Source organism: Caproiciproducens puteiluti, assembly GCF_052442865.1.
Taxonomy (GTDB): Bacteria; Bacillota; Clostridia; order Oscillospirales; family Acutalibacteraceae; genus Caproiciproducens.
Map to the genome: position 1 here is coordinate 2,825,287 of NZ_CP194790.1, position 12,120 is coordinate 2,837,406.

9 protein-coding genes are annotated in these 12,120 nt (G+C 52.9%); 4 read left to right on the forward strand and 5 right to left on the reverse strand.

Features of this window, described 5'->3' with window-relative positions; all coding sequences use genetic code 11:
* Positions 1-49 precede the first annotated feature (49 nt).
* A complete protein-coding gene (locus ACRQU7_RS13735) occupies positions 50-412 on the forward strand; it encodes a YccF domain-containing protein (RefSeq protein WP_038325272.1) in 363 nt (120 codons plus the stop codon).
* A gap of 167 nt (positions 413-579) precedes the next feature.
* Here the strand turns inward: ACRQU7_RS13735 and ACRQU7_RS13740 are convergent, their stop codons facing one another.
* The 3 genes from ACRQU7_RS13740 to ACRQU7_RS13750 are packed head-to-tail and all read right to left on the reverse strand — an operon-like array spanning position 580 to position 3,813.
* Positions 580-1,743 carry an ABC transporter permease gene (locus ACRQU7_RS13740; RefSeq protein WP_444641393.1) on the reverse strand — a complete coding sequence of 388 codons (1,164 nt, stop codon included), beginning with the start codon at positions 1,741-1,743 and terminating at the stop codon, positions 580-582.
* The gene (locus ACRQU7_RS13745; protein WP_444641394.1) at positions 1,730-2,869 is read right to left on the reverse strand and encodes an ABC transporter permease; all 1,140 of its coding nucleotides are present in this window, start codon (positions 2,867-2,869) and stop codon (positions 1,730-1,732) included. Before ACRQU7_RS13745 ends, ACRQU7_RS13740 begins: the two co-directional genes overlap by 14 nt.
* 11 nt (positions 2,870-2,880) lie before the next feature.
* On the reverse strand, positions 2,881-3,813 hold the full coding sequence (locus ACRQU7_RS13750; protein ID WP_444641395.1) for an ATP-binding cassette domain-containing protein: 933 nt from the start codon (positions 3,811-3,813) through the stop codon (positions 2,881-2,883).
* Positions 3,814-4,008: 195 nt separating this feature from the next.
* Between ACRQU7_RS13750 and ACRQU7_RS13755 the strand changes: the two genes are divergently transcribed.
* Both ACRQU7_RS13755 and ACRQU7_RS13760 read left to right on the forward strand, forming a co-directional pair.
* On the forward strand, positions 4,009-5,076 hold the full coding sequence (locus ACRQU7_RS13755; protein WP_444641396.1) for a sensor histidine kinase: 1,068 nt from the start codon (positions 4,009-4,011) through the stop codon (positions 5,074-5,076).
* On the forward strand, positions 5,076-5,696 hold the full coding sequence (locus ACRQU7_RS13760; protein ID WP_444645601.1) for a response regulator: 621 nt from the start codon (positions 5,076-5,078) through the stop codon (positions 5,694-5,696). The genes ACRQU7_RS13755 and ACRQU7_RS13760 overlap by 1 nt, the downstream gene beginning before the upstream one ends.
* An 18-nt stretch (positions 5,697-5,714) precedes the next feature.
* Here ACRQU7_RS13760 and ACRQU7_RS13765 read toward each other — a convergent pair whose 3' ends face one another.
* The gene (locus ACRQU7_RS13765; protein WP_444641397.1) at positions 5,715-7,454 is read right to left on the reverse strand and encodes a GGDEF domain-containing protein; all 1,740 of its coding nucleotides are present in this window, start codon (positions 7,452-7,454) and stop codon (positions 5,715-5,717) included.
* A 607-nt stretch (positions 7,455-8,061) separates the two neighbouring features.
* Between ACRQU7_RS13765 and ileS the strand changes: the two genes are divergently transcribed.
* Entirely contained in the window at positions 8,062-11,172 is a 3,111-nt protein-coding gene (gene ileS, locus ACRQU7_RS13770; protein ID WP_444641398.1) for an isoleucine--tRNA ligase, read from the forward strand.
* 231 nt (positions 11,173-11,403) lie between these two features.
* Here ileS and ACRQU7_RS13775 read toward each other — a convergent pair whose 3' ends face one another.
* Positions 11,404-12,093: an aspartate/glutamate racemase family protein gene (locus ACRQU7_RS13775; protein WP_444641399.1), complete on the reverse strand. Its 690-nt coding sequence runs from the start codon at positions 12,091-12,093 to the stop codon at positions 11,404-11,406.
* Positions 12,094-12,120: the final 27 nt, after the last annotated feature.

Here is a 12,120-nt window from a genome sequence, read left to right on the forward strand (position 1 = left end):
ATATAAAAAATAAACCGTCCGACTGGCGGTCAAATCGGAGCGTTATGTTATGGGATGTCTGGGAAATTTGATCTGGTTCGTCTTCGGCGGCCTGATCATGGGTTTGAGCTGGCTTCTGGTCGGCATTCTGTGGTGTATTACCATTGTGGGGATTCCCGTCGGAATCCAGTGCTTTAAATTCGCGGAGCTGGCGTTTTTCCCGTTCGGGAAAGAGGTCTCCTTCGGCGGCGGTGTCGGCTCGTTTTTGCTGAACATCCTTTGGCTTGTCTTCGGCGGTTTCGCGCTGGCGGTGGAAGCCGCCGCGATCGGCGGGCTGTTCTGCCTGACAATCGTCGGAATTCCTTTCGGGCTGCAGTGCTTTAAGATCGCAAAGCTGGCGCTGATGCCGTTCGGCGCCAGCGTCCATTCCTGATTTTCAAATATTGCAAAGCGACTTTGCGTCTGCGCGGTTTTATCGACTGCCTGATGCACAAGAAGCGCGCCTTGATCGGCTGACAGCCGTTTCAAGGCGCGCTTCTTTGTTTTTGCGCTTGCTGCTTTTTGTAACTTGCCATTGCAAATTCATTCAGCAGTCCCTTTTTAAGAACTCATTCTTTTTTTCTTCCCCACGACCATGGAGACCGCGAAAAACGCGACTGCGAAGCCTGCCTCAATCAGCATAGCGGTATAGGTTTCGGAAAGGCTGGAGAAACTGAAGCTGGCCAGAGAGGAAATCTGGTTATTCGCTTTGACATACCAATAAGTCGGGGTAAAGCTGGCGATTTTCAGCACGGTGGAATTCAGGAACTCCTGCGGTACAAACACTCCGCTGATAAAGCAGGGGCCAAGGGTAACAACGTTGCAGACCGCCGAAATCGCTCCGCGATTTTTCAGCAGATTGCCAATGAGAAAGCTGATGCTGGACATGCTGAGCGTAAACACAAACGAGTTCAGGACCAGATAAACCGTATTGCGGGTCATCATGTTCCGATGATCGAACAGGAAGCAGAAGCCGACCATAACCGCCCAGCAAGCGACGGTAAAAACCAGGTTCGCAAGAATAAACTGGAAATTGATCTTTCCCGCGCTCTGGGGAGAACAGAAATTCCTGCGGCTCAGGTCCCGGTCGTTGAACACCAGCATAATGGCGGAGATGCCCAGAACGAGCACGGAAGAAAGCGCATAGGCAAGGTAATTGAAGTAATTCGCGGAAAAGCCGTTGTCGGTGTCCTGTCGTGCATCTGTTTTCATTGCGACAGGGGTATTGCTTTCCATATCCGCTTTCAAATGCCGGACCAGGTCCTCCTGCGTAATTCCGGGCACCGTTTTTACATAGAGCGCTGCCGTGTTGAAATACTGGTTGATATTTAGATCGAGATAGGCGTTGCTGACGGAATTCGGCACGGTGGTTTTCTCAATCCGCACGTCTTCTCCCCGCATAAAGCTCTGGGTAAAGCCTTTGGGGATGCGGAGAATATAACTGACGGAACGGAAGAAAAGAGCGTCCTGAAGCTTTTCCGTTTCGTCCGGAACCTCTACGAAGTTGGCTGTTTTGGCCAGCTCCGCCTGAAAGCCGTCGATCAGGGGGCTGTCTTCTTCGCTGAGAAAGGCGATATTGGTTTTTTCCTGAGAAAAACCGGCTTCCTGCACTTTTGAGCCGTTCAGCGAAAGGAGCGTGGCAACGATCAGAAAAACGGCTACATAGATCATCATGGAGGACAGATTTTTTTGAATAATTTTCATACAGAGCTTAAAGACTGGCATATTTCTGCCTCCTTATCATGAAATACGACCCCAGACAGAACAGCAGCGCAAAGGCGCAGACCGCCGCCATATTCCACCCGTACCGGGTCATGACGTCGTAATAGTACAGGGAATAAAGGGCGTCCGTAAGCAAATTCACCGGATTCAGATAAGAGAGAACCGGCACGTTCTGCGCGACGATATACTTCATCTCCTCGGACATCATTCCCGCCAGAAACGAACCGGCCATGCTGACCGCCAGCAGAACCGCGACCTTGACTCCCTCCCCCTTCTTTACCAGCGCGCTGACAAAAGCGCCGAAGGAAACGCCCAACACACTGCCGGCAAAGGTCGTCAGAAGGACGAACAGGGTTTTTGACCCAAAGTCGATTTTCAGCCCGAAATACAGATAAGCGAGAAGCACCAGCATTTCCGAGAAATGGAGCAGGATTGCCGCGCACATGTTATAAAGAAAGATTTTCAGCTTATGGACCGGGGCCACGTTGACGCGCGCCGCCCGCTGGGAAAGATCGGCCTGAATATCCGTCACTTCCTTCAGTCCCCAGAAACCGCCGTACAGGCAGCTCATGGCGATCAGGGAGTAAAAATAATTGAGCACATTGTTCGGCTCCGCGCTGCTGCCGGAAACCTCCCGGGTGTATTCCCCTCGGTCGGAAACAGCCTCGATCAGCCCGTTTTTAACGGAAGCGGGATTCTCCCTGACAATCGAAGCCACCGCGGAGGATGTCTGGCTGTAGCTGTTCAGGAAAGCCCGGACAATGTTCTGGCTGAGGCCCGATTCCCGGACCGTCATCCCGATCTCCGTACCCACCGTAACATACGCCTTGATTTTTCCGTCGTCAAGCAGCTTTTCCGCCTTTTCCCCGTCGGTTTTTGTCAGGTTGAAAATCCGGTCTTCCCCTTGGGACACCTCCTCCAGCACCGACTGAAAATCCTTATTCTGCCGGTACCGGTCGTTGTCCACCACGGCGATATCGATGGGATGAAAGGCTTCCGTATTGTTCAGATTGGAGAAAGCCATATTGAAGAAGGTGGCAAGCAGCAGCGGAAAAAGCAGGGTCCAGAACATCATCTGCCTGTCGCGGGTCAGGCATTTCAGCCTTGCCGTAAAAAGATGCTGAAACATTCTTCTCCCCCCTAATCCCTGAGCTGTTTTCCGGTAATTTCCAGAAACACGTCGTTGAGGGTGGGCAGCTCGGAATAAATCTTCCCGAAGGTGATTTCATTCCTTTTCAGAAAGTCCAGTACGGCTTCCAGATTGTTCTGCCCCTTCCCGGACTTTACGACCAGCAGATGGTCGCGGTACTCGGCGGAAACGATATTCGGGAGCTTTTTCAGGGCTGCCAGATGGTCCTCCCGGAGGGAGAAGGTTTCGACCGTGATTTTCTCCCCGAGCGTGATCATGGCCTTCAGCTCTTCCTTGGTGCCGTCGGCGATCATCCTGCCCTTATCCAGAATCATGATTCTGGTACAGATCTGTTCCACTTCCTCCATATAATGGGAAGTATAGACAATGGTGGCGCCTTCCCGGTTCAGCCGCACAATGCCCTCCAGAATATTGTTCCGGCTCTGGGGATCGACCGCCACCGTCGGCTCGTCCAGAATGATCAGCTTCGGCCGGTGCGCGATTCCGCAGGCAATGTTCAGCCGGCGAAGCAGGCCGCCGCTCAGCTTTTTGGGATAAAATTTCCGGAAATCGTTCAGCCCTACAAAATCGACGGCGTCTTCCACCAGCTTTTTTCGTTTTGCTTTGTCCGGGACATACAGCCCGCAGAAATAATCGATGTTTTCGTACACCGTCAGCTCCTCGAACACGGCGACATTCTGCATAATGATTCCGATGTCCCGCTTGATGTCGTAAGCGTCCGGAGCCATGGGGCGGTCAAAAATTTCAATTTCGCCCTTGTCGTATTTTAAAAGGGATAAAATACAGTTGATGACCGTCGTCTTTCCGGAACCGTTCGGCCCGAGCAGCCCGAATATTTCTCCCTCTTTCACTTCCAGCGAAAGATGATCCAGCGCGACCAGGTCGCCGTATCTCTTTACCAGATTGTTCACCCTGATAATCATAAGCGGAGCCTCCTTGTTTTCATGCTCTTATTTTAGCGCATAATAACGGGGATTATCAGTGCCGCCTGTCAGTGTTTGCCGTGACAGATGTCATGTTCTTCCGTGACGCCCATAAATTGCGATTGTGAACCGGAAAAAAAGATGATACTATAAAGGAAACCGCGGGCTGTCCGAAAGATAGGAGGAGTTGGACGAATGATTCTCATCGATAAAATCATCCTTCTGATCTGCTGCTTTGTCCTTTACCTGTGCGAACCCGGTTTCGGCGCAAGTGTGGTGCCGGTGCTGACCGCCGTTGTTTTCACGTGCTTCCTGAGCTATTTTGAAAAACCGCTTCTTCGGGCCGTACTGACCGGCGGATTTATTGCGGCAAGCGTGTTTTTTCCCGGATTGACCGTATTTCTGCCGCTGATCTGCTACGACCTGCTGTTTGAAAGATTCCAGTTTCTCTGTCTGGCCGCGCTGGTCCCGCTCGTCATTCTCTGGCAGGGCGCGTACACTACCGTCAGTGCGGTAACGACCATGCTCTCTCTGCTCTGCGTATTGCTGAAATATCGTACCGTCCGGCTGGAAAAGCTGAGAGCGGATTACAACGATCTGCGCGACACCACAAGGGAAATGACGCTCCGGCTGAACCAGCAGAACAGCGACCTGCTGGAAAAGCAGGATTATGAAATCAGCATCGCCACCTTGAACGAGCGCAACCGCATCGCGCGGGAAATCCACGATAATGTGGGGCATCTGTTGTCCAGTTCGCTGCTGCAGATCGGCGCGCTGCTCGCCGTCAACAAGGATGAAAAGGGAAAGGAAAACCTGCTGGCGGTAAAGGACACCCTGACGCGGGCCATGGAAAGCATCCGCTCCAGCGTACACAACCTGTACGACGAGTCCATCGACCTGTACGGACAGATGGAAGAGCTGGCGCGTAAATTCACTTTCTGCGAGCTGAGCTTGGACTACGACATCCACAGCAACCCGGACATCCGGCTGAAATATGCGTTCCTCTCCATTGTAAAGGAAGCGCTGTCAAACATCATCCGGCACTCCGACGCAAGCCGGGCAACCATCACCTGCCGCGAACATCCCGCGCTTTATCAGCTGATTATAGAAGACAACGGGACCGTGAAAGATTACGACGCGGGAAGCGGGATCGGTCTGAAAAACATCACCGACCGGGTGGACGCTTTTCACGGAAACATCAACATCACGACCGATCACGGTTTTAAAATTTTTATCACCATCCCGAAGGAGGCGGCAAATTGATCAGAGTACTGGTTGTAGACGACGACAGGCTTGTTTCCAGTTCGCTCAAAACCATTCTGGAAGCGGACGGCGATATCGAAGTGGTGGGAACGGGCGGCAGCGGCAGTCAGGCGATCGCGCTGTACAGCGAGTGCAGGCCGGACATCCTGCTGATGGATATCCGCATGGACGGGATGACCGGCATAGAGGTAGCGGAAATTCTGCTGAAACGGGACCCCGACGCGAAAATCCTGTTTTTGACCACCTTCTCAGACGATGATTACATCATCAAGGCGCTGCGGATCGGCGCGAAGGGCTATCTTTTAAAGCAGAATTTCGAGAGCATTGTGCCTTCCATCAAGACGGTCGCGATCGGTCAGCGGGTGTTCGGGGATGAAATCATCACCAGAATCCCCGCCATGCTCAGCGGCAGCCCGAAGGACGATTTCAAAGAATTCGGCCTGAGTGAAAAAGAAACGGAAATCCTCACACAGGTCGCAAACGGCCTGTCCAATAAAGAAATCGCGGAAACCCTGTTTTTGAGCGAGGGAACCGTGCGCAATTACATCAGTGTCATCCTCGAAAAACTGGGGCTCCGCGACAGAACGCAGCTTGCCATTTTCTATTATAAGCATTCCTGATCTTCCGTTTTCTCCGCATTACTCCAAGCAGCAGGAGCTTCCGCACTGCTGCTTGGTTTTCTTTTTTATTTTCGCCAGTTCCTCCGTCAGCTCCTGCATCGTGCCGAAGCGGCGGGTGCGGTTGCTGACCCCCGCGACGGACAGGGAAATGAGCGGAAATTTTTCCGGCTCCCCCCGTCTGTTTTCCGCCAGGATATATCCGTTTTGGATATCCCTGGGGTTATAGTACTGCAGCACATTTTTGTCAAAATCGCTGATGATTCCGGCACACAGCTCGGCGCAGCTGAAACCGCTCAGCACCGCTACAAAATCGTCACCGCCCACGTGGCCGGCAAACTGCTTTTCCGGCACATGGGATACGATCGTCTTCGCAAGCAGCTTGATGATCCTGTCTCCGTTTTCAAAGCCGTAAACGTCGTTATACGCCTTGAAATTATCGATATCAAAATAGACGACGCTGTAAGGCGTATCCCTTTCGACACAGGCCCGGATTTTCTGCTCGATCACCAGATTCCCCGGCAGGCCGGTCAGGGGATTCTGATATTTCGCGTTTGCCACTTCGATTTCCGTCGTTTTTTCCAGAAGGTCCTTGATGGTGACGGTCCCCAGATATTTTTCGTCCATGGTCACGACGATAAAGTCATACAGCTTTTCCGGAGGGCGGGACATGGCGATGTGCGAAACGTCGCTGATCGGGGTATCGTGGGCCACCGCCAGGAACTGCCGGTCCATCAGGCAGGAAACCGGCCTTTTCTGGTTCAGGCTGAACCCGTACCGCCCGCTGAGCTTGAGCACCAGATCGGCCTTTGTCACCACGCCCAGCACCGTGCCGTCTTCCACCACGCACATTCCGAAGGACGACGGGTCCTTTTTGAGCTCCTCGAAAACATCCTCCACCTTTGCTTCCGGAGGAATCGTTTTCGTCTGGGTGCAGATATTCTGGATATAGATATTGCTGGCCTGACTGCCCAGAACATGGTTTTTCCGGCGGTTGGCCTCGATGATGAAGCCGAGGACGTCGGGCGCGGGCTCCTTCATCTGCTCGTCCGGCCGCTGCAGATAGTATCCCTGCGCGTACTGCACCCCCAGATCGATCAGGGTAGCGAGCTCCTCCTGCGTTTCCACCCCCTCCGCGACAAGGCTGATATTGGCCACGTGAGAAAGCTCCGTCATGCTTTTTACAAGGGCAAACTTAATGCTGTCCTTATCGATATTGCGGATGAGATTCATGTCCAGCTTGATGTAGTGCGGGTTGATGTCGCTGATCAGGTTCAGCCCGGAGTACCCGGCGCCCGCGTCGTCGATGGCGATTTTGTAGTTCTGGTCCTTATAATGGGAAACGGCCCCGTGAAAGCCCTCCATGTCGGAGGCCGCGTTCCGCTCCGTGATCTCAAAAATGATATCCTCCGGCACCGCGCCGTAATTTTTCAGATATTCCTTGGTAAAGCCCTGTCTGAATTTCGTGTCGTGCATCACATCAGGATTTACATTGAGAAAAAGCTTCTTTTTCAGCGTGATCCCCGTCTTCAGATAGGCTGTCTGGAGCGCCGTGGACCGGCAGAGAAGCTCCAGGTCCCAAAGGCGGCTGCTTTCCCCGGCGATCCGGAACAGCTCCTCAGGATTTGCGATGGCGCTTTCACAGGTAACCCTGCTCAACGCCTCATATCCGATTACGGAACCGTCGCGCAGGGATACAATGGGCTGAAAAACAGTCTTAATATATTTCCCATCGATAATTTTATCCAGTTCCGATTTCATTTTTTCATCCATACCCTTTTCTGGCTACCTCCAAAACAGAATGTTGATCCATGATGGTACCTGTGCCGCCGAAAAAACGGCGGCCTGTTTTTTTGGAACATCATGCCTGCCGTTTATACAATATCGCCTGAACCGGCGCTGTTTCATTAGGATTCGGTTAAAAACTGTTAAATTCTGCAAAAGTTTCATCGGTCTCATTTTATCAGGAAATTTGTATAAAATCAAATTTTGGAAATAAAATATAACCGGATTTCAGCAATTTCCCGGCATATCCGGTACAGCGGAGTTGCAGCGAGGGGATGTTTGACTTTTTTTGATTCCTGTGCTATGATTAACTTCTAAAAATATGATAAAAACGTTGAAAGAGACAGTAGGATCCAGACAAAAAGCAAAGCGAGCCGGTGACAGTGAGAGTCCGGCCTGAGTCGTTTATTTCCGAACATCACTCTTGAGTTCCAGGCTGAAAGAGTTCTTCGATTAAGCTTTGGCGGTCTTCCCCCGTTACCGGGAACACATATGACAGTATGCAGCAATAGGTGGTATAACGAAGCGAAGCTTTCGTCCTGTTCTCAGGGCGGAGGTTTTTTTATTTTGGGAGGTTTCAGCAATGTACGACAAGGTTCCTGCAAATTTAAACTTTGTAGAACGCGAAAAAAAGATTGAAAAGTTCTGGGAAGAAAACAAAATCTTTGAAAAGAGCATCGACAGCCGTAAAGACGGAAAGACCTATATGTTTTACGACGGCCCGCCGACAGCGAACGGCAAGCCCCACATCGGCCATGTCCTGACAAGGGTCATCAAGGATATGATTCCCCGCTACCGGACGATGAAGGGCTATCAGGTTCCCCGGAAGGCCGGCTGGGACACGCACGGGCTTCCCGTGGAGCTGGAGGTGGAAAAACTCCTTCATCTGGACGGCAAGGATCAGATCGAGCAGTACGGGCTGGAACCCTTCATCAAGCAGTGCCGCGAAAGCGTGTGGAAATACAAGGGGATGTGGGAGGATTTCTCCCGGACCGTCGGCTTCTGGGCGGACATGGAGCACCCTTACGTGACCTATGAAAACGATTATATTGAGTCCGAATGGTGGGCCTTAAAGCAGATCTGGGAAAAGGGCCTTTTGTACAAGGGCTTTAAAATCGTCCCCTACTGCCCGCGGTGCGGGACTCCCCTTTCCAGCCACGAGGTGGCTCAGGGGTACAAGGACGTCAAGGAAAAATCCGCGATTGCGAAATTTAAAGTAAAGGGCGAGGACGCCTTTATTCTGGCGTGGACAACCACCCCCTGGACACTGCCGTCCAACGTGGCTTTGTGCGTGAATCCCGACGAAAGCTACGTGAAGGTAAAAACGGCGGACGCCGTCTATTATCTGGCGGAAGCCCTTGCCCCCAAGGTGCTGGGGGAAGAATACACCGTACTGGAAACGTATGTCGGAAAAGATTTGGAATATAAGGAATACGAGCCGCTCTTTGACTTTGTGAAGCCGGACAAAAAGTGCTGGTACGTCACCTGCGACCGCTACGTTACGCTGACGGACGGCACCGGTGTGGTTCATATCGCGCCCGCCTTCGGCGAGGACGACGCGAATGTCGGCCGCAAATACGACCTTCCCTTCGTGCAGCTGGTAGACGGGAAAGGCGAGATGACCAAAGAGACCCTTTGGCCGGGCATGTTCTGCAAGGACGCCGACAAGGAAATCCTGAAGAACCTGAACCAGCGCGGGCTTCTGTTTTCCGCGCCCGCCTTTGAGCACAGCTATCCGTTCTGCTGGCGCTGCGACACCCCGCTGATCTATTACGCCAGAGATTCCTGGTTCATTAAAATGACGGCAGTCAAGGACGATTTGATCCGCAACAACAATACCATCCACTGGATTCCGGAAAGCATCGGCAAGGGCCGCTTCGGCGACTGGCTGGAAAACGTGCAGGACTGGGGCATCAGCCGCAACCGCTACTGGGGAACCCCGCTGAACATCTGGGAATGCGAGTGCGGGCATAAGCACTCGATCGGCAGCATTGAGGAGCTGAAAGCCATGTCCCCCAACTGCCCGGAAGATATTGAGCTGCACCGGCCGTACATTGACGCGGTGACAATTACCTGCCCGGAATGCGGCAAGCAGATGAAACGCGTGCCGGAAGTGATCGACTGCTGGTTCGACTCCGGTTCCATGCCGTTTGCGCAGCATCACTATCCGTTCGAGAATCAGGAGCTTTTCCATCAGCAGTTCCCCGCCGACTTCATTTCCGAGGCGGTGGACCAGACAAGAGGATGGTTCTATTCCCTTCTTGCGATTTCCACGCTGATTTTCAACAAGGCCCCGTATAAAAACGTCATCGTCCTCGGCCATGTGCAGGACGAAAACGGGCAGAAGATGTCCAAATCCAAGGGCAACGCGGTCGACCCGTTCGAGGCGCTGGAGACCTACGGCGCGGACGCGATCCGCTGGTACTTCTACAGCAACTCCGCCCCCTGGCTCCCGAACCGTTTCCACGGCAAGGCCGTGACGGAAGGCCAGCGCAAATTCATGGGGACGCTGTGGAACACCTATGCGTTCTTCGTACTGTACGCGAATATCGACGAGTTCGACGCCACCAAATACACCCTGGACCGCGGCAGCCTGACCGTCATGGACAAATGGCTGCTGTCCCGCCTGAACACCTCTGTAAAAGCCATCGACGGCCATCTGGAAAACTACCGGATTCCGGAGGCGGCGCGCGCCTTACAGGATTTTGTCGACGAAATGAGCAACTGGTATGTCAGAAGAAGCCGCGAGCGTTTCTGGGTCAAGGGGATGCCGCAGGACAAGATCAACGCCTACATGACGCTGTACACCGCGCTTGTCACCATAGCGAAAACCGCCTCTCCCATGATTCCGTTCATGGCGGAGGACATTTACCGCAATCTGGTCTGCAAGATCGACCCCTCCGCGCCGGAAAGCGTCCATCTCTGCGATTTTCCGAGCGTCGACGAAGCCCTGATCGACACGGAGCTGGAAGAAAACATGGAGCTGGTGCTCGACATCGTCGTGCTGGGCCGCGCGGCGAGGAATACCGCCAACATCAAGAACCGCCAGCCGATCGCGAAAATGTATGTCCGTTCGGAAAAGCCGCTGAGCGAGTTCTACCGGACCATCATCCGCGACGAGCTGAACAGCAAGGAAATCCTGTTTACCGAGGATGTCTCGGACTTCACCTCCTACCACTTCAAGCCGCAGCTAAGAATTCTGGGACAGAAATACGGCAAGAAGATCGGCGAAATCCGCACCGCGCTCGCCGGACTCAACGGAAGCGCGGCAAAGAAGGAGCTTGACGCCAACGGTGCGCTGACCCTCTCCCTTTCGGACGGGGAAATCTCCCTGACCCCCGAGGAACTGCTGATTGAAACCGCGCAGGCCGAAAATTACGTTTCCATGGCGGACAACGGAATCACGGTGGTCATCGACACTCACCTGACCGAAGCGCTGATCGAAGAAGGCTTTGTCCGCGAAATCATCAGCAAAATCCAGACCATGCGCAAGGACGCGGGCTTTGACGTGACCGACCATATCGTCGTCTATGAAAAGGGAAACGACCGGATCGCGAAGATTATCTCCGACAATCTAGCCTCCATTCAGAACGATGTGCTGGCCGAAGAAGTCAGGCTGAACGAGATGGCGGGCTTTGCCAAGGAATGGGATCTGAACGGCGAAGCCGTAGAGCTGGGCGTTCAGAAAATCTAATGTAAAATAAATTTGCGGCAGCCGCCGCATTTCCACAAGATTACGTCGCCCCCCGCCTTTGGCGGGGGGCGACGTTTGTCCCGCAAACTGAAATGGAATTGCCGTAATTGCACAGGACAACAGTTTTGATAAGAAAGAAATGCACCTGAAAGAGGGGTTTTAAAAGCCCGCTCAAGGTGCATTTTTTATGCATTATTTTGTTGAAGGGTTATTGAGCAACAGTTCCTTCAGTCAGGACAGCGCGTACAGGGCCGCGCGTTTCGCGTGGATTTCGGTCGTGTCGAACAGCGGCACGGGCGTGTCCTTCTGCTGAATCAGCATTCCGATCTCCGTACAGCCGAGAATCACGCCCTGCGCGCCCCGCTCCGACATTTTCCTGATGATTTTCAGGAACGCCGCTTTCGATTCGTCGGAAACGATGCCGAGGCAAAGCTCCTGAAAAATCGTATGATTGATGAATTTCCTGTCTTCTTCATCCGGAATGAGGACTTCCAGATTCTTTTCCGCCAGCTTTCCCTTGTAAAAGTCCTGCTCCATGGTGTAAATGGTTCCAAACAGGGCTACTTTTCTAATTTGATTCTGCAGGAGCTCCGCCGCGGTCACCTCGGCAATGTGAAGCACCGGGATGGAAACGGCGCTTTGAATCTGCCCCGCGACCTTATGCATGGTATTAGTACAGAGCACAAGGAAATCGGCGCCGCCTTTTTCCAGACTCCGCGCGGCGGAAGACAGGATTCCCGCGCATTTTTCCCAGTCGCCCTCCTCCTGGCACTTTTCTATTTCATGAAAATCCACACTGTAGAGCAGACATTGAGCGGAGTGGAACCCTCCCAGCTTCTGCTGAACCGTGCGGTTGATGATCTGATAATAACCGACGGTGCTTTCCCAGCTCATTCCGCCGATCAGGCCGATTGTTTTCATATTGACTCACCTCCCGATACTCTTCTA

Excerpts from the sequence above, each read along its gene's own strand:
- ileS (WP_444641398.1), top strand. The coding sequence starts at position 8,062 with ATGTACGACAAGGTTCCTGCAAATTTAAACTTTGTAGAACGCGAAAAA.
- ACRQU7_RS13750 (WP_444641395.1), bottom strand. The coding sequence starts at position 3,813 with ATGATTATCAGGGTGAACAATCTGGTAAAGAGATACGGCGACCTGGTC.
- ACRQU7_RS13735 (WP_038325272.1), top strand. The coding sequence starts at position 50 with ATGGGATGTCTGGGAAATTTGATCTGGTTCGTCTTCGGCGGCCTGATC.
- ACRQU7_RS13765 (WP_444641397.1), bottom strand. The coding sequence starts at position 7,454 with ATGAAATCGGAACTGGATAAAATTATCGATGGGAAATATATTAAGACT.
- ACRQU7_RS13775 (WP_444641399.1), bottom strand. The coding sequence starts at position 12,093 with ATGAAAACAATCGGCCTGATCGGCGGAATGAGCTGGGAAAGCACCGTC.
- ACRQU7_RS13740 (WP_444641393.1), bottom strand. The coding sequence starts at position 1,743 with ATGCCAGTCTTTAAGCTCTGTATGAAAATTATTCAAAAAAATCTGTCC.
- ACRQU7_RS13745 (WP_444641394.1), bottom strand. The coding sequence starts at position 2,869 with ATGTTTCAGCATCTTTTTACGGCAAGGCTGAAATGCCTGACCCGCGAC.
- ACRQU7_RS13755 (WP_444641396.1), top strand. The coding sequence starts at position 4,009 with ATGATTCTCATCGATAAAATCATCCTTCTGATCTGCTGCTTTGTCCTT.